The following is an 18492-nucleotide window of genomic DNA, read 5'->3' on the forward strand; positions in this document are numbered from 1 at the left end:
AAATTGTGTCGCGACCTATCATTTCCTGCGCTCTACCCTGTCCTTACGCATATCGCAGTGCAGACAGTGCTCACAGTTCAGAGCCCGGCACAGCCAAACCTTCACTCGCTGCCAGTACGTGACCATGAAGACGTGCCGAACACCCGCCAGGGCCAGGGAGGCGTACAAGGTCGCCTCTGCCACCGACTGGGACATGATCAGCCTGTCATTGCGCACCAAGAGCGCGTAGCCGCTCAGCGCAATAGTCGCGTAGATCAACTTACCCAGCACCCCGTCGCGGACCTTCCCGCTCAAACAGCACCAGGTTGCCCATAGCGCGATCAGGCCAGCCGACCACGTTGCAACGTGTTCCAGGATCATGTGCCACCTCCCCCGAACTTCGAACGAATGAACGCCCAAAGGTCAGCAGCTTTGATTGCTCGGGTAATGGCAGCGATCAACGAGCCGCCGAAGGTGCCGAGCAGAAAACCGATACCGGCAACGCTGCGGGGCTCAACCACTCCCAGGTAAGCGCTAACCAGTCCAGTCAGATAATGGGCGCAGACAGCACCCGAAAAAATGAAGACGGCCCAGGCCTTTCGGTCCACCAGGTCGTCACGGTGCCACCAGCTCGCGGCGAACGCGCCAACCAACCCCGCGGTAAACCAGGTATCCAGCCTGTCGAGCAGGCGGTACAGAAACTCCATGCGCTCGACTCCCTGGGCATGATCAAAGAAAAAGGCCTGCGTTGGCCCGGGCATAGCCCAAAACGGAAAAGCCCCGGCGGATGCCAGGGCTTAGGGGGGGATAAACGCCGTAGGGACCTCTACCTTCCGGTGATCTCTAGCCGCCCATCACAGCTCAAAAGAGCCTGCAACTTTTGACCATTCAAATCAAAAGGCACCATCCACCAGTTGTTATGGTCGTCGTAGGTTGCCGTTCCGACCAAGCGGAAGCTTTCTGCAGCAACAGGTAGATTTTGATCAAGATAATGCTGTTTCAATGAAGCAGAAAAAAAACTTTGCTCCGCTGCAGGGCAGACACCTACACCCTTTTTATTATCGCATCCATGAAGGGAAACCATGAGCGCCGCTGCACTCAGCAAGACAGCAATGGGCCTCAACATCATTCAGCGCCCTCCAGAGAAAGATACTGTCTTTTCGCCAACTATATTGATTGAGTAATCAGTATGACCAAACGTTTCTCCGAGGCGGCGTAAGAATGTTGTTAGCCCCTCTTGAGCTGGTGTTCTATTGCTGCTCCCCGCGTCATACAAATCAGGGTTCAATCTATAAACCCCATTAAAGCTATAAGTCCCATTGGGCCTCAGCTCAAGAGTCCCTTCAACCTCACCACTGATTCTTCCTAGCATCCCAGCTGCTGGCAGATCAATTGGTGCTTTGTCGAAGACGTTATAGGAGAAAGGCTCTTTAATCCTGTAGGCGCCAGCTCCCTTGTCGGGATTGCTGAGTATGTTGACAATAGGTTTGAAGTCCGTAGCTACCATTTGAAGATTGAGCGATTCGATTCGGACATTTCGCGTCACCCCCTTACCGAACAGCCAGTATCCAATAGCTTGCATCGGCATTAGGGGGTCACCGTAAAAATCAACCCCATTGCTACGCTCCAAAACCCCATTATCGACAGAGGTGAAGGTCGAGTAGCCCATCATAGCAATACTGCCATTCCCTGCCCCCGCAAAATAAGGACCGAGAGTACCTGGAAGACGCTTATAGAATTGCATTGTGCGTAACGCTGCAGTGCAGTGCATAGCCATTTGGCTTTTAACCGTTTCCAACGGCTGCATACTCAATCCGCGAAAACACTCACTCATTACGGAGAGTGAATTATTTGTGAACATGGCCCCGTAAACACGATCCCCGTTTTGGACCATCTGAGCAAATCTAACAAAGGACTCTTGGATCATGTTCATATCGGAGGGGACATCATTAGTCGGCCAGCGTTCAATAACGGGAGGGCCGACATATGGAGTTACTGGGTGCACATATTCTGGAGCGAGTACTACTGACGTTGACATAGCATATCCCTGCTTTGATGTTATTGATTATTATTCTCATAAAAAAATAATCAACGTCAAGCTCATTTTATGGCGCCAAAAGAAACTCAAACTATCCGTAATTCCCTTCCAAAACTCTCAGAAACCGAACGGCCCGGCCATTTCAGCGGGTCTACGGCGGCAAATTCAAGGCATAAAAAACCCGGCACGGTGGCCGGGTTTAGGGTTCGTGTGCGTTTCGCGTTACTTGTGCACTGTGGGAAAAGTACGCACAAAACCCCGTCATGTCAATATAATTATGCCGCCTCTTGATCTTTTTCCGCGTGAATCACCTGCCATACTGGCTGCTGAGCCTGTATATCCACTTCCTTAATCACCTCTTTCAGGGATTCCCACAACTCCAGCCAGTCACGCGTCCAGTTCTTGGGATCGATGGTGACACCGAAGAACTCCTTCATCTCAGAGGCGACCCGGGCGGGCCCCCACTCCACCGCGCCGTGAGCCTCGCCCTTGTAGGACTGCAGGGCCAGGGTTACCAGATACTGGGCCTTCACGCGCTTGGCCGACGTCAGGCCCGGCAGCTCTGCCTTGGCGGTGATCAGCAGCACCGCATTCAGCAGGTGCTTCATATTCATCGCCGGGTGGTACAGGTAGTGCCCGAATTGCTGCACCTGGAACGGCAGGGTGTCGATGGCGCGCAGTACCTTGCCGATCGTGGCCAGGTGCGCAGCGCGGGCTGTGGACCGGCCAATCGGCGTGCGGCGCGTTTCGTTGATGCTGATTCGCTGCCCAGGTACAGCGAAGCGCGCGGCCTCCTCCCCCTTCTCGCTGCCCAGCGCCGGGAACTGCACCTCGCGCTTGCCAATACGACCGCCAGTCTTCACCGGCGCCGACTCGGACCGCTCAATTGCCACAGCACTGATCGACGCGTTCGATTCGTGCTGTGCCTCTGTCCATACCTGCCTTGCGTTGATCAGCTTCATGCTGCGATCCCCTTCTTCAGTTCTTTGATCTTTTCGCGGTAGTCGGCCTTGATGGCCTTGATCTCTTCGATGGTGTGCTTGCATGCGGGATGCGGCCCTTCCAGCCACTCCAGTTTCTCGGCGCCGATTCTCTCCAGGAGCGAAAGCCGGTAATTCACCAAGTTGCCGGACAGGTGCGTGTTACATGGGGCGCACTGCTTCCAGACGTTCAAGGGTTCGAAGCGGATTTCCGGGTTCGCTCCTACGGTGCGGTAATGGCCGGCGTGGTACTGGCCGTCGTGGTGCCGCCCGCAACTGACGCAGGGCAGATCAGCGTCGCGCAGGCGTACCCATTCGTTGAACACGGCCTGGGCTTCTCGGAGGTGGTCCGCCCTGGTCTTCAGTCTCTCCTTGCGGGCCTTAATCTCCCGGCGCTGGACCTGGGCCAGCGACTTGCGCGCCTTCTCCTGGTTCACGTCCTTGATAGCCAGGCCGCACCGCGGACTGCACACCGCCTGACCCAGGCGCTGCGGTGTGAAGCTGACCCCGCAGGGTGGGTTCTTGCACTTTTTGGGCTTGGGCGCCTTGGTGGCCTTCAGGGCTACTCGCATCACGCAAAGCTCCCGATCTGATCAGCAGCATCCAGGGCGGCACCTTCGGTATCAAAGTGTGCGGACAACACCAGGCGCCAACAGGCGTTGAAGACGTCGCGGTACAGAGGCTCGAACTGGGTGTCGTCCATATTGGCCCAGCTGATGGACTTGGCCTCTTTGCGGACGCCGTCGGGGGTACGCACTAGGTGGAAGTGGCCGGCCTCGATGGTCACCCACTCGCGGAAGGCTTCGCGGGACTTGTCGACTGAGGGGAAACGCTCGGCGCGGGCCTGCTCAAGCCCGGTGATGTAGGCGTCAACCGCATTCGATAGCTGGCCCGGCCTGCCGTTTTGCGCTTCGAAGAACTTGGCCAAGCCGCGGATGCCACGCATCTCCTGGCGCGGGATCAACCCCCCGACCGGCTCCCAGTACTCCCAGGCCAGATCCAGCATCGCGAAGAACTTGCCGTGGAACCGGGCGTTTCTCATCTTGGTGAACTTGCCGTGGATGACCTGGCCAGCCTTCCAGCACTGAATGGTTTCACGGTCTGCCTCAGTGGCCGGTACCAGGCCCTGGGCTGTGCGAATAAGGGCGAGTTCAGCCATGGTTAACCCTCCTGGCATTCAATTGTTCAGCCTGCTGAATCAGCAGCGCCCGGCGATCCCCCAATTCGTTGGCCGCCTGAATTCGTAGCTCTGCTTTTTTCTCGGCAGAAGCTCTGCGCATGGCCAGCATCGACTCCTTCACCGCAGCAAGTTTTTCGCGCACCTTTGGCGAAGGTCGCGCGACCTCACCGGTGAGCAACGCAGCAACGGCCCGGCCGTCTTCGGTAACCGGTGCGACACTCAGTTCAGCCAGGTAAAGCTGCCCGCGCTCATGCGGGATGCGCTGCATCTGCACAGCCTTGGTGATCGCTTGAGTGCGGCGGTTCGAGTCGAAGCCAACAGACACGTGCCAGTTGACTGGCTTCGCATCCTCGCGGGCCTGACTCACGAACCGCTGGTAGGCGTCGATGAACGCCATACGTGCGCCGATTTTGTCGCCGCCATCCAAGATGGATTTCGCCGCGGCCAATGCCAGCTGAATCTCGTCAGTCAGCACCACGGTTTCGAACTCGTCGTTCGTGGTCATGGCAATGGCCCAAGCTTCGTCCTTTCCCGGGCGCCCATCAGCCGACTGGGCATGCTTCAGGATCGTTGCAACTGTGAGTCGGCCGCCTTCGATACGGCAGCTACGAAGCGCCGCGGTAAGCACAGGCTCGGTGTATTCGCGCAGGTCGTCGACCATCAGCAGCGCTGCAGCCTGGGTGAGCTGCTGCCCCATCACCTCAGCAGTGGCAAACAGGGACAGGAGCAGTCGTTCTTGCTGTACGTCATTCAGCATGGGCTGCAGCCTTCTTGGCTCGGAGCGCTTCAAGGGCCTGTTCGGCAGCGCTGAAGTTGGTTTGGGTCTGCTCGATCTGCCGAGCCGTGGTCCCGTTCATCTGGCGATTGGTGGCCCATTGGGTGTGGTAGCTCTCGGCATTGGCCAGCAGCTCGTTGAGACTGTGGCACTTGCGCACGACTCCGGCATCGCTGTTCTTGAGGAAGTGAGCCGCGACGTGGTGGGCGACATCGGCGCCGAGGCGGTCGACCAATTGTCCGAGCTGGCCACCGACCTTGGCATTCCACACCGGCCAAGTGCTGTAGCGCTTGCGGTAAGCCATGGCGTAGTTCGCCCAGGCCTTGAAGGTTTTGCAGGTCTGGTCTTTTGGGCCCGGCATGTCGGCGGGAATTTCGACTCGGGGCACCTCAATGCGATCAAGTACCACCAACCCACCGGATACGGCCGGCTCTTCGGAGCCGCCGTTCAAGTCCTGATTGGTATCCTGATTAGTACCCTGATGATTGGTATCCTGATTTGTCGGATTTTTTTCCGACCCTTGCTCGGATTTTTTTCCGACCTTGCTCGGAGATTTATCCGAGGTAGATCGGATTTTTTTCCGACCTTTGTTTTCTGCTGGGGTCGGATATTTTTCCGACCCATCAAGCTTCTGGTTCCACTCGACGGCCTTTTCGGTCAGGCGGAACAGAGTAATGTTCGAGGTGCTGGAAAGCTCAATCAAACCCGCCTCTTCCAGGGCCTTCAGCATGCGGTAAGCAGTGTCTGGCTTGTCAGTGAGCAGCGGCAGCTCCTCGATGATCTTGGCCTTGCTCAGCGCGAAGAAGATCCCGTCGTCAGTCTTGATTGGCTTAGTCCAGCTCGGGCAGCCGTATACGAAGGCGAACAGCAGGGCCTGCTGAGAATTCAGCCCCCACTCCAGCGCCTTCACCTGATTGATCGTGACGGTGTACTGCATGTCAGGCTCCCGCCGGTTTGCGGAAATCGATGACCTTCACGCCTTTCCAGCTGTTACAACTGGCGCAGAGGGTCTGGAGGTTTTCTACAACTGCCTCGCCGCCCAAGCTCTCGGGGTATACGTGATCTGCACGCAGATTCCGGTGATCACCACAGCGCAAGCAGCGATAGAGATCGCGCTCAAATACCTGGGTCCTGGTGGACTGGTTGATCACTACCTTTTTGGGCTTGGGAGCTGTTTCGTTCGGCCAGGTAAGCCATACGCCGCCATGCCTCTTGCTGAAGGCGTTGGCAATGCGCTCTGCGCACTCCCCGCATACCGAAGCGCCAGGCACCTCCAGCGCATAGCAATACATGGCATCACGGGCCTTCTGGCTGGAGTCACCACACACGGGGCAAGAATCGAGGCCCATGCTCACGCGGCACCTCGCAAGGCCTTGTCGTGAGTGAACAGCCCGTCCCAGGTCTTTTTCATAGGCAGCTCGCCGGCCAGATACAGGTCGTACAGGCGCACCGCGCCCTTCTTGAGCAAGACCGGCATGAAGGAAATGAAGGGCTCTTTGCCGTGGGGAGTGACTTCGTGCTGGTGCTCGGTCATGTACTTGTCGCGGGCGTAGGAGGCCACACGAAGGCGCAGGCCGGTCTTGCTCTCGTTGTAGAGCCAGTTCCGGCTCTCCAGGTACTTGCCCACCTGCATGACGTTGACCCCGTTGAGGCCCTTGCAGAATTGGGTGTGGGTCATGCCTTCCTTGAACAGGTTTTCCAAGGAGTGGATCTTGGTGGCCTGGGCTTCGACCTGGATGGTCAGCTGAAGCCGGGCCTGCTCGGCCTCAAAGGCCAGCTGAATCAGATCCATGCGAGAAAGCTCGCGAGGCTGGGCGATTTGCCCCTCAAGTTCTTGCCAGCGATCAACGAGTGCCGCGGTGAACTCAGGACTGAGCTGAGCGACGACTACAAAGCTGTCGCGCTTGCCAACGTGATAGATGCACTCAGTCCGAGGGCGACCAAGAGAATCACGGAATTGTTCATCCCCCATTGGGGGTTGGACGATTACACCGCGATCTACCAGGCGCTCGATGGATTGCTTGACCTTGTCATGGCGGGAGTTGACCAAGTCGGCGATTTCGCGAGACGACATAGTCCGCGCCACGTTTTGCGAACCCTGAAAACGTGGCGCGATATTGGTAGGGGTATTGCTCGAATGGGATTGGCTCTGCATAATCAGCTCCAGATCGTTTTGATTTGCAGTACGAAGAACCACCCGGCCAGGTGGTTTTTTTTCGCCTGCGATTTGGTGGCGCGAGTGAATTGGGTGTCCGGTGCATCCGTGATAGCTTTCTGCTTCCACACAAGAAGGCCTGGGAGGCCGGACAAATGAAGTTGGATAGAGCTCTTCAGAAGCGGATTCTCGAGGCGGCAGCTGAGGCGTACCCATTCCCTGCCCCGTATGGCCTGTACTTCGATCTTGGCGCGGCAGAGACAAAGGAGAGGGTCGACGCAAACCTCTGCTACCTGGCGGAGCACGGCCTCATCAAAAAATGCATTGAACTCACGGGTGATGGATTTGCCCTGCATACCAACAACGGTATTCAGTGCACGAAGTCCGGAATGGACTTTCTCGCCGATGACGGAGGGCTTAGCGCAGTCCTTGGAGTGGTCACGATCAAGATTCATGAGGACACCCTTCGCGAACTTCTAGAAAGGAAAATCCTTGAGAGCGATGCGCCGCCAGAAGAGAAGAGCCGCCTTGTTCAAAGTCTGAAAGGACTCTCTGCCGAGGCCATAAAACACCTGACATTGAAATTATTGGATGAGGGGGTTGGGCGTCTGCCGGCAACAGTTGCGCTAATTGGTACGTACCTTCAGCAAGTCCTTCGGTGACATTGGTAGTAGCCAACTCGAACTTGGCATAGCCCATTTTCGAGCGTTGACCACCATCCTCTCCCCACAGCTCCAACCAGAACTCAGGTAGGGTCAATCCGGTAATTGAGAGGATGATTTCCGTGCTCGCAGGGCTGCGCCGGCCTGCAATGGAAACCTGCACGACCTGGCTTTGGGTGATTTTCATCACTACGCCGCCTTCACCGACGCATCCATCACGTCAAGGCTGTGGCGGACGTGCTGAATCTCTTGGCGGATCTGGGACTTCTCAAAAGCGCTGACGTGGTTGTCATCCAGGGCTTCATGTACCGCGATGGTCAGTTCAGCCACTTCCTTGCCAACACTGATCAGTGATTTGGTCAGGGCCTGCGGCTTCGGCGCGGTACGAGCTACCAGGTCGAAGCCAAACTCACTGGCCAGCGCAGCCAGGGGCCGCATATCTCCGGTGTGAAGCAAGATCCCGAACAGATGCTCAACCGTCAGGTGGTGCGCATCGTTGTCTGGGTTGGCGCGCTGCAGCAGGCTCACATGTGGAACCCCCATCTTGGCAGCCAATGCCTTCGCCTCGTTGTCCAGCACAGCGCTCTGGCAGGACCGCAGAAAATCTTCCATTCGTAAAACCTCAGTTCTGTTTCCGTGGCGCCCTTCCGATGCAGAAGCGATCATTTGCTCATTGGATCGGCGGACAGGGATCTCAGGCGACGCTCTCCGCAGCAATGGCGGCCAGCTTTGGGAAGAACGAAAAGGCCGAGACCTGGCCGCCTGTCGCTCTATGGATCTTCGTGGCGACCCCTTCGGATGGCTTTCGATGGCCGCCTGCGATAAGCCATAGGTAGCCCACGGAGATTCCCGACTCATCGGCAACCCGCTGGCGCTCATCAGCACAGGCATGGGTAAGCCAAGCCTGCATATCGGGAATGGGGGTTTTCATCTTCATTACCTTGTGTAGAGATAAATTGAATTTATCTCATTGATAATTTCAAGGCAAGGAAGAATTGATCACAGAGATTATTTATCAATTAGATAAAAGAGGCGATGATCTGTTGATGGATACCAACAGCATTCGCAGAGAAAACCTGCGAGCCCTTGCGGCTCGCTATCAAACACAGGCCGAGTTCGCTACAGCCTGTGGTACCGCGCCATCAGTGATCAGCCTGATCGTTTCGCCCAACCCGAAGAGGAACCTGGGCCATCAATTGGCTAGGAAGATTGAGGCCGCCCAGGGCCTTCCTTCTGGCTGGCTCGATACGCCTCAGCCTGAATCCTCTCCTAGCGTTAGTAAGCCAGAGGCCAACGCGGGACCACTTCGCGAGATAGCTGCCTGGGATGAAAGAACGCCCCTGGAAGACGACGAGGTAGAGGTTCCATTTCTTCGCGAGGTGGAGCTGGATGCTGGGTCCGGGAAGTTCGTCATCCGGGAGGACGATGGTGAGAGCCTTCGCTTTCGGAAGAAGAATCTTCGCGATAACTGCGTGCGGTTCGATCAAGCCAAATGCGTAACCGTTCGCGGCAACAGCATGATTCCTGTGCTTCGCGATGGCGCAACCGTGGGCGTGGATCTCGGGAAGACGAGCTTCGGTGACATTATTGGCGGCGACCTCTACGCCATCAATCACAATGGCCAACTGCGGGTTAAGCAGGTCTTTAGGCTCCCGTCTGGTATCAGGCTGCGCAGCTTCAATCGCGATGAATACCCGGATGAGGAATACAGCTTTCAGGAGATGCAGGATCAGCAGATTACGATCCTAGGGCACGTCTTCTGGTGGGGCATGTACGCCCGGTAAAGTTTTTATGTTTCGGGGAGGGAGCGATGGAAGCCGGCGAACGGAAATGCCCGCATTGCGCGGAACAGATCAAGCAAGATGCAGTGAAGTGCAAACATTGCGGATCGGATGCTACCAATCCGCCAAAATCAAAAGACCAAAAAGCGAGATCGACGCAAAAAATTGCGCTCTTCTGGCTTGTGATTGTAATTGGCGCCTACACGGTTATCTCCAAGAATATCGGATCGAACTCGGCCGAGCCCACTGAAGAAGAGTACTCCCACCAGGCGATTGATCTGTGCTGGAAGAATGTGGACGACAAGCTTGCCGATCTAGATGCCAGAAGAGCAATGAGAGACGCTTGCATACGAATGACGAAGGCGCACGGCCAGAAGTACGGCAGTACTGCTGGCATACGAACAGAGTGACATCTCCAATGGCCGCCAGGAGCTGCCTATGCCCCTCACCAAACCGAACCAGCAACTGCGCCGCGACCTGAAAGAGGCTGCAGCCCTACTCAAATGGTCGGGCGTCGACATCATGCAGGTGGCTACCCGCCTTTCTGAGACAGGGCTTGAGGATAATGCGCAGAAGCTGATGAAGATCGCGGCAAGCTTCCAGGATGCCGAGGACAAGCTGGCGGGGTATGCGGAAGAGGTGAAAGATCAGCGTATCACCAGGGCGAAGGCTAATAGCTGATGGGTCTGCTCGATTTTTTATCCGATATTCTCGGCGGTCTCGCTAATCTCCAGTCTTACGAAAAGCCTCGGAGGGTCTTCACGCGAGGCTTTGTTGCATTCTGCGTGATGGTGGCTGTTATTGAGCTGATAGCGCTGAACCAGCTCTATGCCGCGCGAGGATGATGTGTAGTAAAAATGGGTCGCAAGGGGAATGATGGCATCGCGATATTGAAAACTATCAAAAAAGCATAGCCCAAGCAGGCTCCTATAAAGTTACGGAATGGACTCGATGAGAATTAGTTACTACGGATATTATCTAAGTCACAAACTACACTATGGAAAACACCTCTTTGACCTATCAAAGTTCATACTATCTTTCGCGGAATGCCAGGACCCCACTCTAAAAGGTAGTTTTAAGCATAACTCTGAAAGCATATACTTGCAGAGACTAGCTGGAAACGTCTGCGTGCTAGCAATGACGCGAGACGCAGAAACATTTAAGAAAATTGACACTTCAAGCATGTCAATTGGAGAATTCAAGCAGTTTCTTGGACAAGATGAAAAGGTCGGCTTCGCCTCTTACCTCATCATAAAAAATAATTTCTTCGGATTCGCATCGTCTTCTCTCTCGCCGAAATTCGATACATTTTGCGAAATGATTAACACGCTACTAACCTATACAAACAATGGAAGCTGGTCATTCTGCATACATCCGCTCATACATCAAGCAACGCGCGATGAGGCAGTTAAAATGAACTTCATTGGAAAAACCACAATTGAAGTTAAAAAAGAAAACTCTCTAGCCCAGAACATCCTCAATGTTATTAGCGCTGGCGGAGACATAGATGATCTAGACTCACTTGAAATAACATTAAAGCCAATAAAAGGACGAAGCATAAAGCCTGTGGTTCAGAGGCTGGTGAGCGCGACGTCAGACCAGGGTGTCGAAAAGCTTGTAATGAAAGCGAAAAATGATGCGAAGTCTGCTATGCTCGACCTGTATGTGGTAGGACGCGGGGTCATCTCGGACGATCTCGGTAGCTACGAAGAAAGCGTTATTTCTGAAATCATGGAAACGAAGATCAGAGAGAATGCAAAACTAAAGGAACAGTTAGAGGCATTTACAGAAGATGGACAAACTGACAAGGCTGATTTTAGTCGCTTTTTACATTTCAATAATGTCAGTTCCTGGTCCGATCTTGCTTGCGAGCTACAAAGCACTTACAGCCTACAATATTGACTTGTCATTTAGCTTGTATTCAAACAGAAAGGAACTGGCTGCAATAATTGCCTCCTATGCTTTTACCATGCTCGGTTTCCTCGCTGCGGTCATCGCCATATTACTCAACTTCTCTCAATCCAGGGCATTCCAGAACTATAAGAAAAATAAATATTTAGATGTGTTTTTCGCCATGTATTTTTATTGCATTGCCACTCTGGCCGCCACATTTATTTTCTCAATTCTTTCTCTCTCCGCTACATCAGCGCATTTGTTCATGCGGTGCGCACTTGTGCTATCAATGAACAGCATGATTCAGGTGCTTTTTATTAGTCTTGCGATTATTAGTATTTGTAAAAAATCAATGTCAAGGTAACCAACCCTGCGCCGGGCTTCTTGTATCGACCCTTCGTCGTGCCACCATTGAGCTGGCAATCCGCGTGATTGCACACTGGCTGTGCTGAAGGATCGGCGCCCCAGGTGATACAGAGAGCCCGCCATCAAGCGGGCTTTTTGCTGTCCGGCCCTCTCCGCTCCGCCAATGGTGACCACGCACCACGAATGGTAAGGTGCGGGGTCAATTATGGGAGGGATCCAATGAAAATCGTAGGCTTGGTACTGCTCGGGCTTGTTTGCCTGGTCAGCTACCTAATCGGGAGCGGGAATAACGGTATCGCAATGATCGCGACCGTCGTTTTTTTTCCAAGCGCGATCGCGCTGTATTTCTATCCGGCGATCTGCGCCCTTGGTGAGCACCCAAAGGCCACGCCGATTTTTGCACTAAACCTTCTTGCTGGATGGACATTTGTCGGCTGGGTTGCCGCCTTTATCTGGGCCCTCTCCAAACCCGCCATCCAACCTTCTATGCCCATCGAAACGACTACGTACGCAGAGGACCTCGCTGCCGCTAACAAGGAATGCCCTTTCTGCGCGGAGACCATCAAAGCCGCCGCTAAGAAATGCAGATATTGCGGTTCCGACCTGGAGCAACAACCTGCCTGACGAAGAGCATCCTCCTTAAGCCCGCCTAGCGCGGGCTTTTTTTCGCCTAAAGAAAACAACGATATACGGCAGATAAATAACCAGCGAGATCAATTTATCAAAATGATATTGACATCAATTTATCGCAGGGATAAATTCACTCCCAAGCCAACGCATCACAGGCCCAGCAGCGAAAGCCGCGCCGCTCTTTAACAACCTGCGCCATTAACGATTACCCAGCGATTCGCTGGGAGGTCAGCCCCGGCCACACCTGTGGGGCGAGAGAAAGTCAGGTGAACAAAATCGCGCTGCCACTACTGGCGACCGGCGATCCGATAGCCCCGAAAGGCTACCAACGCGCAGAACTGCGACGGCGGACGAGGTGTTGACCGAACTGGCGAATGACCCGGTAGGAGGCGCGAGCAAGATGGAAAGCATCACTGAAGCCCGTTCATTGAGCGGGCTTTGGGATTTCGACCAGGAGATAAGCGATGACTACTGCAGTGTTTGAAGCTAGCGATGAAGTGGTTAACGAGGCTGCCGCAGCGTGCGCTCGAAAGCTGGCGAAGTTGTTCGGCGGCGTAGATGAAGCGATTGCAGCACTTGAGGCTGATCCAGCTGATCTCGCCGACCTCGCGATGCGTGAGTTCATCAAAGATCGGCGGCAAATGACGCTGAAGGTGCACATGAATCCTCAGGCATTCAGCCGCCAGATTCTGGACCTCATCAAATGAAGTTTTCACTGATGCACTTGGTTACCCGGGTGCATCGGGAAAACAACCGGAGAAACACCAATGGCAAAGAGAGTCGGAAAGACCACTAAAACTGAGTCGATCACCACTCGCATCCATCCCAGACTCAGGCACTTGCTCGACGTTATGGGAAGGGCACAGCGAAGGTCGCTGACTGCCGTCATTGAGGCTGCGGTTGAGAGTTACGCAACGGAGCAAGAGAACACGATCGCAAGCACCACCTGGTCAACAGATGAGGCAGAGCGGAACCTAAACCTCTTCATCAAGGCTCCCCAGCTCTGCTCATTTAATGAGGAAGTCGAAGCAAAGGCTGCTTTAGCGCCCGGAAATAAGTGAGTCACTGACAAGGCCTAGCGACAGGGCCAATCGGGAAATCAACCACTTGGAAATAAATTGCATGGCCAAGTCTTTCAAGCAAATGATCAAAGACGGAGATCTTAAGCGCGCTGACGCGATGAAGGCCCGCCTGGAAGATCTCCATGAGGAGCCCGGTTTCAACCTTCGTGCTGAAGGTGAAGAGCTGGAAGAAAGCATCAACGCACTGGCCGAGTTCATCTTCGCCGGGGGTCAGATTCCGGCACTGGAGGTCAGGCCCCGCGCAGAAGGTGGCATGTGGGTTGTCGATGGCCACCGCCGTCGCCGCGCCTACTTGAAGCTGGATCAGGCAGGTCGCCTTCCAAGAGTGCCAAGCAAGGACGACCCTGAGCGCCTGGAGGCGTGGATCTCGATTGTGCCCTTCGAGGGCAACGACGCCGAACGGGTAGCCAGGGTCATCACCAGTCAGGAAGGAAAGAAGCTCTCTCCTCTTGAGTTGGCAGATGGCTACAAGCGACTCACCGCATTTGGCTGGGCGCCCGACCAGATCGCCAAGAAGGTCGGCAAGACCCGCCAGCACGTCGAGCAGGTGATGACACTCGGCAATGCCAACACAGACGTTCAACAGCTTGTCGCCTCAGGTCAGGTGTCCGCTACAACGGCGGTGCAGGTAGTGCGTCAGCATGGCGAGGAAGCAGGCAAAGTGCTCGGCGGCGAGCTGCAAAAGGCCAAGGCCACCGGCAAGTCCAAGGTGACTGCGGGATCGATGCGCGGCCCCACAACTTCCCGTCAACGGCTCGAAGCGATACGTGCAGCAGCACAGGAAATCTTCAAAGCATTGCCTGATGGCTGCCTGGATAGCTCAGGGCCAGAGATCAGCCTTCCCACAGCTCTGCTCCTCAAGCTCCAACGGGCGGTTAGCGAAGCAGCTTAGCAATTCAATTGCATCCCCCTGTTCTTCTGAACAACCAGCGCCGCGTCAGCCTGACGTTAACTGCCCGATCCTCTCTATGAGAGCGCATCGAGCAATCAACGAGCCAGATCAAACCGTACGTTTACTTTCTTGGATATCTTGGAGTGCAACCCATGCCAGGTAGAAGACACCAGCGCGGCCGCAGAACAATCCGACCGTAAAGCCTGATGCGGCACCAGCAAGGACGAGCATTTCCATAGTCGCCGAGAATTCTGGATGAACGGCTGCTTGGTAACCGATGAAGTATTTCACGGCAAAAAAGAGAAGTGAGATTCCAAGGACTTTCCATGTCCCGGGCACGATCAGATGCTTGCCCTCCTCGTCTAAGGTGAGTCCGCGTCGAGGAAATAGCGCAAATGCGGTCAAGACACCTAAAAACACTCCTGCCAACCAACAGCCCACTGTCAGCTCAACGCGATCCGCGTAGCTGAGAGAAAAGAGTGACCAGATCACCAGAATAACCGGTGTGATGATTAGGGATCGTTGGCTTTCCCGACTGGTTTTGCACGCACTAATTCCGTAGTAGCAGACCAGGAGAAATACGCCATAAACCCAGAGTGGCGTGCCTTCCAGAGCATCGAGCATTGTTCAGCGTCCGTGCCGTAATTTCGAGATTGGATGCTGGCACAGCCTCGGGAGTGTTGCCACTTTTTTCAGACACGGCGCATCGCGCCGAATTAGGTAGCCCCCCCCTAAGTACGTCGACAACTTGATGCTGCAAACCCGGTCTGTCGCCAGCAGCGAGACCGGGCCATTTCCCCGATACCACCCGCATGCACTCCCCTCCGCGCCCATCGGCAACCAGCGGAGCGGATGAGTGCAGCCGAGTTTTGTTGGATCAACCAAACACTGGAGGTCGCCATGCATCACTGTACCGATACCCAAGCAGTCTGCCGTGGCTGCGGGCTGAAGCTTCGCGGCTCGCCATCGTGGAAAGGTGGCCTCGCCTATCACCCTGAGCCTAAAGGCGAGATCCACCAATGCCACTACGGCGGCTGGGTCTGCTCGCGACGCTGTGATATCCGCGCCTGCGTCGAGCTGGAAGGAACGATGCCAGGCTGCGGTGGCGTGAACGGCTATGAGCGGCTGTCCACCTACGCAAAAGAGAGCATTGATCGCCACTGGCCGGAGGCAGCATGAACACTGCAATGCAGATATGCCAGACCCGGTATGACGCCATGCTGCCTCCAGAGTCGGTTGATACCGAGGAGGCTGAGCGGATCTGGGTCGACAACGCGGCCTGTGACCTGCTGGACGGGCAAGACGTAATGTTCCAGCGCCGCATGCGCAGTACTCAGGGCGTAACGCATGACCAATTCGCGCAGGCTGTCGATGAATACGTGATGGATCATCTCTGCGAGCCCGGAATGGGCGCCACAGTGATCGGTCGTTTGATCTTGGCTGCGCACCGTAGAGACGTGTCAGAAGCCCGCAGCGTCGCATTTGAGGCGCTGGATAGCCAAGACCCTGACGAAACCCTGCGCGATATTGCACGCACCCTCCTTCGCCCTCTTGCTGCTGATGGCCTGATTGCCCAGGCCGAGGACAATGAGCTGTGAGCCCTCACATTCTCATCGACCAAGCCCTCGAAGGCGTTGCAGATCCCAACAGCCAGTCCGATATCGATGTCCTGGTGCGGGGCCTGATCACCCGCCTCTTCACCGACGGGGCAATCACCACCGACGAATTAACCCACTACTGCAAGCGCCTGATGGAAGCCTGTCACCGGCGCAAGGAGGCAGAATGACCACTTCCCCAGTCAAGTCGCTCATTGAGGAGCAACTGGAAGACATCACCGCCCACAACCTGCGCGATGCCTACAGCCTGGCCGAGCGCCGGGGCTTCTACGGGCCGCCAGTTGAGCAGTACGCGGAACCTGGTTACCGCGGCCGGGTGCTGCAAGTTCTGCGCTATCGCGTGGCTCAATTGGAGCGGCGGCAATGAGCGGCTCCGGCGCGCACAAGCGCGGCCAGCAGTTGGCGATCCGCTGCGCGAAACTCCGTCGCGAAGGTCTGTCTCTCTCCGAGGTCGCCCAGGCCACCGGCATCAAGAAGGAGCAGGCCAACGCCAAGATCACCTTAGGCGAGCGCCTGTTATCACTGGAGGAGTCGCCATGATCTCCGTTATCGCAATCGCCTGGTTTACCTACGTCTATCTCAGATAGATCTCCACAGCCCCCTCACCGAATTTCACAGCGCCTTTCAAGCATGGCGCGGGAGACACTCATGTCCACGAATATGCGGATCTGGGAACAGGTCGATAAGACCGACACCCGCTACACGAAGCCTGCCGAGGTCGGTGGCCAGAAGATTACCAGCCTCAGCGGTACGGCAATGATCATGAAGGCCACCGAGATTTTTGGTCCGGCCGGGATCGGTTTTGGTTGGAGTGTTCTGGAGGAGCGCTTCGACAAGGGCGCCGAGATGATCAGCGGCGAAGGCGACAAGCGCGTCAGCCTTGGCCACGAGCTGAACCACACGGTGAAGATCAAGTTCTGGTTCGATGTTGATGGCAAGCGCGGCGAGTTGGAGCAGTACGGCTGTACGCGCTACCTCTACAAGTCAAAGTACGGCACGACCACTGACGGCGAGGCGCCGAAAAAGTCGCTCACCGACGCGATCAAGAAATCACTCTCGATGCTCGGTTTCAGCGCCGACGTGTTCTTGGGGATGTTCGACGATGAGGACTACGTCAAACAGCTCAAGGACGAAGAAAAAATCGAGCAAGCCGAGGACAAGCAGGCAGAGCTGGAGCGCCAGAAGCAGGAGCGCCTGGATTACCTCAAATCGGTGATCGAAACCATGGGTGGCGCTCAGTCGGCCCAGGAGCTGAAAAAAATCCACGACGTTGCCGTCCGCAAACTCACCACACGAAAAGACACCAAGGGCGCCGAGCGCATTTCGCTGGAATGGAAGCGCCTTACAGATGCCGCAGCCAAGGAGGAAGCAGCATGACTCAGCTCTACGCTTTGACCGGTCAGATGGCCGAGCTCGTGGCCCTGGCGGATACCGACGACGAAGGATTGCGCCAGGCCATTCAGGACACCATGGATGGCATCCAGGGCGAATTCGAAGTGAAGGCCGAGAACGTCGTCATGTTGTGCCGCAACATCCAGGGCGACATCGATGCCATCAACAAGGAGGTCGATCGTCTGAATGAGCTGAAACGCGTCAGAGAGAGCACAGTCGGCAAGCTCGATGAGTATCTGCGCAGCAACATGGAGGCCGCCGACATCAAGTCGATCAAGCGCCCCCTGTTCACCATCACCCTGGCTCTGGCGCCGGAGAAGGTGATCGTCGACAAGGAAGATGACATCCCGTACGACTTCCTCGCCACGAAGACCGTGTTCTCGCCAGACAAGCGCGCCATCGCCGCCAAGCTTAAGGAAATCCGCGAGCATAACGCTGCGGTACGCAAGCGCATGGATGCCGGCGAAGACTGCGAGCACGAGCTGATTTCGGAACCATCCTGGGCCCACCTGGAGCGCGGCGAAAGCTCGATCCGGATCAAGTGAGGTAACCATGACCAACAACTACATCCTGGTCCGCTCCGAGCGCCAGGCAGAACTGGAGGCAGCTAAGGCTGCCTTCTTCATGTCAGGCAACAAGGTCCAGGTGCTGGAGTCTTTCAGGTTCCAGCCCCGCCGGCCACGCAAGGACCTGAACAGCCCGCATGGCAAACGCGTCACCCGCCCGCAACCCAAGCGCACCTACGAAGACCACTTCGTCCAGCGCAAGGCCTACGTCGACACGATCCGAGAGCTCGCCAAGACCATGACCATCGACCAGGCCATGGCCGCCACTGGGAAGTCGGAATCAGCCATGCGCCGGGCCTCCCATGAAGGCGGGTTCACGTTCAAGAGCAAGGTCGTTGATAGGGAGCGGGATTTGAAGCTCATCGAGCGCCTAACTGCCCTGCGGGACGCTGGAGTGTCACGCATCGCTGCATGCAGGAAGGTCGGGATCTCTGACACCCTGCTGAACCGTCTGGTGCTCGACTACGACTTCAACTTCCCGAAGCGCTGGGAGAAGCGAGCTTGA

At 55.8% G+C, this 18492-nt stretch carries 32 protein-coding genes; 16 read left to right on the forward strand and 16 right to left on the reverse strand.

What is annotated here, in order from left to right:
• Positions 1-18: 18 nt before the first annotated feature.
• The 15 genes from A9971_RS30070 to A9971_RS30140 form a co-directional block, all read right to left on the reverse strand.
• The gene (locus tag A9971_RS30070; RefSeq protein ID WP_183001600.1) at positions 19-360 is read right to left on the reverse strand and encodes a hypothetical protein; all 342 of its coding nucleotides are present in this window, start codon (positions 358-360) and stop codon (positions 19-21) included.
• On the reverse strand, positions 357-686 hold the full coding sequence (locus tag A9971_RS30075; RefSeq protein ID WP_022639557.1) for a hypothetical protein: 330 nt from the start codon (positions 684-686) through the stop codon (positions 357-359). The genes A9971_RS30070 and A9971_RS30075 overlap by 4 nt, the downstream gene beginning before the upstream one ends.
• 119 nt (positions 687-805) lie before the next feature.
• Positions 806-1108 carry a hypothetical protein gene (locus A9971_RS30080; protein WP_183001599.1) on the reverse strand — a complete coding sequence of 101 codons (303 nt, stop codon included), beginning with the start codon at positions 1106-1108 and terminating at the stop codon, positions 806-808.
• Positions 1109-1912 (reverse strand): lipid II-degrading bacteriocin, encoded by an 804-nt coding sequence (locus A9971_RS30085; RefSeq protein ID WP_053152079.1) that lies wholly within the window; start codon positions 1910-1912, stop codon positions 1109-1111.
• Between the two features lie 380 nt (positions 1913-2292).
• Entirely contained in the window at positions 2293-2979 is a 687-nt protein-coding gene (locus A9971_RS30090; RefSeq protein ID WP_183001598.1) for a hypothetical protein, read from the reverse strand.
• Positions 2976-3569: a recombination protein NinG gene (locus tag A9971_RS30095; RefSeq protein WP_183001597.1), complete on the reverse strand. Its 594-nt coding sequence runs from the start codon at positions 3567-3569 to the stop codon at positions 2976-2978. The genes A9971_RS30090 and A9971_RS30095 overlap by 4 nt, the downstream gene beginning before the upstream one ends.
• Positions 3569-4156: a DUF1367 family protein gene (locus A9971_RS30100; RefSeq protein WP_183001596.1), complete on the reverse strand. Its 588-nt coding sequence runs from the start codon at positions 4154-4156 to the stop codon at positions 3569-3571. The genes A9971_RS30095 and A9971_RS30100 overlap by 1 nt, the downstream gene beginning before the upstream one ends.
• Positions 4149-4934, reverse strand: coding sequence for a hypothetical protein (locus A9971_RS30105; protein ID WP_183001595.1), 786 nt, complete (start codon positions 4932-4934; stop codon positions 4149-4151). The genes A9971_RS30100 and A9971_RS30105 overlap by 8 nt, the downstream gene beginning before the upstream one ends.
• Positions 4924-5889: a phage replication protein gene (locus A9971_RS30110; protein ID WP_183001594.1), complete on the reverse strand. Its 966-nt coding sequence runs from the start codon at positions 5887-5889 to the stop codon at positions 4924-4926. The genes A9971_RS30105 and A9971_RS30110 overlap by 11 nt, the downstream gene beginning before the upstream one ends.
• A 1-nt stretch (position 5890) precedes the next feature.
• Positions 5891-6301 carry an HNH endonuclease gene (locus A9971_RS30115; protein ID WP_220803181.1) on the reverse strand — a complete coding sequence of 137 codons (411 nt, stop codon included), beginning with the start codon at positions 6299-6301 and terminating at the stop codon, positions 5891-5893.
• Between the two features lie 2 nt (positions 6302-6303).
• A complete protein-coding gene (locus tag A9971_RS30120; protein WP_050783793.1) occupies positions 6304-7107 on the reverse strand; it encodes a Rha family transcriptional regulator in 804 nt (267 codons plus the stop codon).
• Positions 7108-7109: 2 nt separating this feature from the next.
• Positions 7110-7562, reverse strand: a complete 453-nt coding sequence (locus A9971_RS30125; RefSeq protein ID WP_138641061.1) for a hypothetical protein — start codon at positions 7560-7562, stop codon at positions 7110-7112.
• Positions 7552-7956, reverse strand: coding sequence for a hypothetical protein (locus A9971_RS30130; protein WP_011062062.1), 405 nt, complete (start codon positions 7954-7956; stop codon positions 7552-7554). The genes A9971_RS30125 and A9971_RS30130 overlap by 11 nt, the downstream gene beginning before the upstream one ends.
• A 2-nt stretch (positions 7957-7958) precedes the next feature.
• Positions 7959-8381, reverse strand: coding sequence for a phage regulatory CII family protein (locus A9971_RS30135; RefSeq protein WP_123394334.1), 423 nt, complete (start codon positions 8379-8381; stop codon positions 7959-7961).
• 82 nt (positions 8382-8463) lie between these two features.
• Entirely contained in the window at positions 8464-8700 is a 237-nt protein-coding gene (locus A9971_RS30140; RefSeq protein ID WP_183001593.1) for a hypothetical protein, read from the reverse strand.
• 130 nt (positions 8701-8830) lie between these two features.
• Between A9971_RS30140 and A9971_RS30145 the strand changes: the two genes are divergently transcribed.
• From A9971_RS30145 to A9971_RS30180, 8 genes are all read left to right on the forward strand, one after another.
• The gene (locus A9971_RS30145; protein ID WP_404944731.1) at positions 8831-9553 is read left to right on the forward strand and encodes a helix-turn-helix transcriptional regulator; all 723 of its coding nucleotides are present in this window, start codon (positions 8831-8833) and stop codon (positions 9551-9553) included.
• A gap of 26 nt (positions 9554-9579) precedes the next feature.
• A complete protein-coding gene (locus A9971_RS30150; protein WP_183001592.1) occupies positions 9580-9960 on the forward strand; it encodes a hypothetical protein in 381 nt (126 codons plus the stop codon).
• A gap of 28 nt (positions 9961-9988) precedes the next feature.
• Positions 9989-10231 (forward strand): hypothetical protein, encoded by a 243-nt coding sequence (locus tag A9971_RS30155; RefSeq protein ID WP_183001591.1) that lies wholly within the window; start codon positions 9989-9991, stop codon positions 10229-10231.
• On the forward strand, positions 10231-10395 hold the full coding sequence (locus A9971_RS30160; protein WP_183001590.1) for a hypothetical protein: 165 nt from the start codon (positions 10231-10233) through the stop codon (positions 10393-10395). Before A9971_RS30155 ends, A9971_RS30160 begins: the two co-directional genes overlap by 1 nt.
• Positions 10396-10501: 106 nt before the next feature.
• On the forward strand, positions 10502-11452 hold the full coding sequence (locus A9971_RS30165; protein ID WP_183001589.1) for a hypothetical protein: 951 nt from the start codon (positions 10502-10504) through the stop codon (positions 11450-11452).
• Between the two features lie 576 nt (positions 11453-12028).
• Positions 12029-12433, forward strand: coding sequence for a superinfection immunity protein (locus A9971_RS30170; RefSeq protein WP_259652373.1), 405 nt, complete (start codon positions 12029-12031; stop codon positions 12431-12433).
• Between the two features lie 470 nt (positions 12434-12903).
• A complete protein-coding gene (locus A9971_RS30175) occupies positions 12904-13146 on the forward strand; it encodes a hypothetical protein (protein ID WP_183001588.1) in 243 nt (80 codons plus the stop codon).
• Between the two features lie 415 nt (positions 13147-13561).
• Positions 13562-14413 (forward strand): ParB N-terminal domain-containing protein, encoded by an 852-nt coding sequence (locus A9971_RS30180; protein ID WP_183001587.1) that lies wholly within the window; start codon positions 13562-13564, stop codon positions 14411-14413.
• A 108-nt stretch (positions 14414-14521) separates the two neighbouring features.
• On the opposite strand, the gene A9971_RS30185 is transcribed toward A9971_RS30180, so the two are convergent.
• The gene (locus tag A9971_RS30185; protein ID WP_183001586.1) at positions 14522-15037 is read right to left on the reverse strand and encodes a hypothetical protein; all 516 of its coding nucleotides are present in this window, start codon (positions 15035-15037) and stop codon (positions 14522-14524) included.
• Between the two features lie 276 nt (positions 15038-15313).
• On the opposite strand from A9971_RS30185, the gene A9971_RS30190 reads away from it, so the two are divergent.
• From A9971_RS30190 to A9971_RS30225, 8 genes are all read left to right on the forward strand, one after another.
• Complete coding sequence (locus tag A9971_RS30190) at positions 15314-15592, forward strand: hypothetical protein (protein WP_134532617.1); 279 nt, start codon at positions 15314-15316, stop codon at positions 15590-15592.
• A complete protein-coding gene (locus A9971_RS30195; RefSeq protein ID WP_183001585.1) occupies positions 15589-16011 on the forward strand; it encodes a hypothetical protein in 423 nt (140 codons plus the stop codon). Before A9971_RS30190 ends, A9971_RS30195 begins: the two co-directional genes overlap by 4 nt.
• A complete protein-coding gene (locus A9971_RS30200; RefSeq protein WP_183001584.1) occupies positions 16008-16199 on the forward strand; it encodes a hypothetical protein in 192 nt (63 codons plus the stop codon). The genes A9971_RS30195 and A9971_RS30200 overlap by 4 nt, the downstream gene beginning before the upstream one ends.
• Positions 16196-16396 (forward strand): hypothetical protein, encoded by a 201-nt coding sequence (locus tag A9971_RS30205; RefSeq protein WP_015636193.1) that lies wholly within the window; start codon positions 16196-16198, stop codon positions 16394-16396. Before A9971_RS30200 ends, A9971_RS30205 begins: the two co-directional genes overlap by 4 nt.
• Positions 16393-16569 carry a hypothetical protein gene (locus A9971_RS30210; protein ID WP_015636194.1) on the forward strand — a complete coding sequence of 59 codons (177 nt, stop codon included), beginning with the start codon at positions 16393-16395 and terminating at the stop codon, positions 16567-16569. The genes A9971_RS30205 and A9971_RS30210 overlap by 4 nt, the downstream gene beginning before the upstream one ends.
• Positions 16570-16677: 108 nt before the next feature.
• Positions 16678-17406 carry a hypothetical protein gene (locus A9971_RS30215; RefSeq protein WP_015636195.1) on the forward strand — a complete coding sequence of 243 codons (729 nt, stop codon included), beginning with the start codon at positions 16678-16680 and terminating at the stop codon, positions 17404-17406.
• Positions 17403-17966: a siphovirus Gp157 family protein gene (locus A9971_RS30220; protein ID WP_015636196.1), complete on the forward strand. Its 564-nt coding sequence runs from the start codon at positions 17403-17405 to the stop codon at positions 17964-17966. Before A9971_RS30215 ends, A9971_RS30220 begins: the two co-directional genes overlap by 4 nt.
• Positions 17967-17973: 7 nt before the next feature.
• A complete protein-coding gene (locus A9971_RS30225) occupies positions 17974-18492 on the forward strand; it encodes a hypothetical protein (protein ID WP_183001583.1) in 519 nt (172 codons plus the stop codon).

It is taken from the genome of Pseudomonas sp. UME65, from assembly GCF_014170225.1.
Lineage (GTDB): Bacteria > Pseudomonadota > Gammaproteobacteria > Pseudomonadales > Pseudomonadaceae > Aquipseudomonas > Aquipseudomonas protegens.

Bases quoted from the DNA above. Each gene is read 5' to 3' on its own strand.
- A9971_RS30070 (WP_183001600.1), bottom strand. From the start codon at position 360: ATGATCCTGGAACACGTTGCAACGTGGTCGGCTGGCCTGATCGCGCTA.
- A9971_RS30075 (WP_022639557.1), bottom strand. From the start codon at position 686: ATGGAGTTTCTGTACCGCCTGCTCGACAGGCTGGATACCTGGTTTACC.
- A9971_RS30080 (WP_183001599.1), bottom strand. From the start codon at position 1,108: ATGATGTTGAGGCCCATTGCTGTCTTGCTGAGTGCAGCGGCGCTCATG.
- A9971_RS30085 (WP_053152079.1), bottom strand. From the start codon at position 1,912: ATGAACATGATCCAAGAGTCCTTTGTTAGATTTGCTCAGATGGTCCAA.
- A9971_RS30090 (WP_183001598.1), bottom strand. From the start codon at position 2,979: ATGAAGCTGATCAACGCAAGGCAGGTATGGACAGAGGCACAGCACGAA.
- A9971_RS30095 (WP_183001597.1), bottom strand. From the start codon at position 3,569: ATGCGAGTAGCCCTGAAGGCCACCAAGGCGCCCAAGCCCAAAAAGTGC.
- A9971_RS30100 (WP_183001596.1), bottom strand. From the start codon at position 4,156: ATGGCTGAACTCGCCCTTATTCGCACAGCCCAGGGCCTGGTACCGGCC.
- A9971_RS30105 (WP_183001595.1), bottom strand. From the start codon at position 4,934: ATGCTGAATGACGTACAGCAAGAACGACTGCTCCTGTCCCTGTTTGCC.
- A9971_RS30110 (WP_183001594.1), bottom strand. From the start codon at position 5,889: ATGCAGTACACCGTCACGATCAATCAGGTGAAGGCGCTGGAGTGGGGG.
- A9971_RS30115 (WP_220803181.1), bottom strand. From the start codon at position 6,301: ATGGGCCTCGATTCTTGCCCCGTGTGTGGTGACTCCAGCCAGAAGGCC.
- A9971_RS30120 (WP_050783793.1), bottom strand. From the start codon at position 7,107: ATGCAGAGCCAATCCCATTCGAGCAATACCCCTACCAATATCGCGCCA.
- A9971_RS30125 (WP_138641061.1), bottom strand. From the start codon at position 7,562: ATGAATCTTGATCGTGACCACTCCAAGGACTGCGCTAAGCCCTCCGTC.
- A9971_RS30130 (WP_011062062.1), bottom strand. From the start codon at position 7,956: ATGAAAATCACCCAAAGCCAGGTCGTGCAGGTTTCCATTGCAGGCCGG.
- A9971_RS30135 (WP_123394334.1), bottom strand. From the start codon at position 8,381: ATGGAAGATTTTCTGCGGTCCTGCCAGAGCGCTGTGCTGGACAACGAG.
- A9971_RS30140 (WP_183001593.1), bottom strand. From the start codon at position 8,700: ATGAAAACCCCCATTCCCGATATGCAGGCTTGGCTTACCCATGCCTGT.
- A9971_RS30150 (WP_183001592.1), top strand. From the start codon at position 9,580: ATGGAAGCCGGCGAACGGAAATGCCCGCATTGCGCGGAACAGATCAAG.
- A9971_RS30155 (WP_183001591.1), top strand. From the start codon at position 9,989: ATGCCCCTCACCAAACCGAACCAGCAACTGCGCCGCGACCTGAAAGAG.
- A9971_RS30160 (WP_183001590.1), top strand. From the start codon at position 10,231: ATGGGTCTGCTCGATTTTTTATCCGATATTCTCGGCGGTCTCGCTAAT.
- A9971_RS30165 (WP_183001589.1), top strand. From the start codon at position 10,502: ATGAGAATTAGTTACTACGGATATTATCTAAGTCACAAACTACACTAT.
- A9971_RS30170 (WP_259652373.1), top strand. From the start codon at position 12,029: ATGAAAATCGTAGGCTTGGTACTGCTCGGGCTTGTTTGCCTGGTCAGC.
- A9971_RS30175 (WP_183001588.1), top strand. From the start codon at position 12,904: ATGACTACTGCAGTGTTTGAAGCTAGCGATGAAGTGGTTAACGAGGCT.
- A9971_RS30180 (WP_183001587.1), top strand. From the start codon at position 13,562: ATGGCCAAGTCTTTCAAGCAAATGATCAAAGACGGAGATCTTAAGCGC.
- A9971_RS30185 (WP_183001586.1), bottom strand. From the start codon at position 15,037: ATGCTCGATGCTCTGGAAGGCACGCCACTCTGGGTTTATGGCGTATTT.
- A9971_RS30190 (WP_134532617.1), top strand. From the start codon at position 15,314: ATGCATCACTGTACCGATACCCAAGCAGTCTGCCGTGGCTGCGGGCTG.
- A9971_RS30195 (WP_183001585.1), top strand. From the start codon at position 15,589: ATGAACACTGCAATGCAGATATGCCAGACCCGGTATGACGCCATGCTG.
- A9971_RS30205 (WP_015636193.1), top strand. From the start codon at position 16,196: ATGACCACTTCCCCAGTCAAGTCGCTCATTGAGGAGCAACTGGAAGAC.
- A9971_RS30210 (WP_015636194.1), top strand. From the start codon at position 16,393: ATGAGCGGCTCCGGCGCGCACAAGCGCGGCCAGCAGTTGGCGATCCGC.
- A9971_RS30215 (WP_015636195.1), top strand. From the start codon at position 16,678: ATGTCCACGAATATGCGGATCTGGGAACAGGTCGATAAGACCGACACC.
- A9971_RS30220 (WP_015636196.1), top strand. From the start codon at position 17,403: ATGACTCAGCTCTACGCTTTGACCGGTCAGATGGCCGAGCTCGTGGCC.
- A9971_RS30225 (WP_183001583.1), top strand. From the start codon at position 17,974: ATGACCAACAACTACATCCTGGTCCGCTCCGAGCGCCAGGCAGAACTG.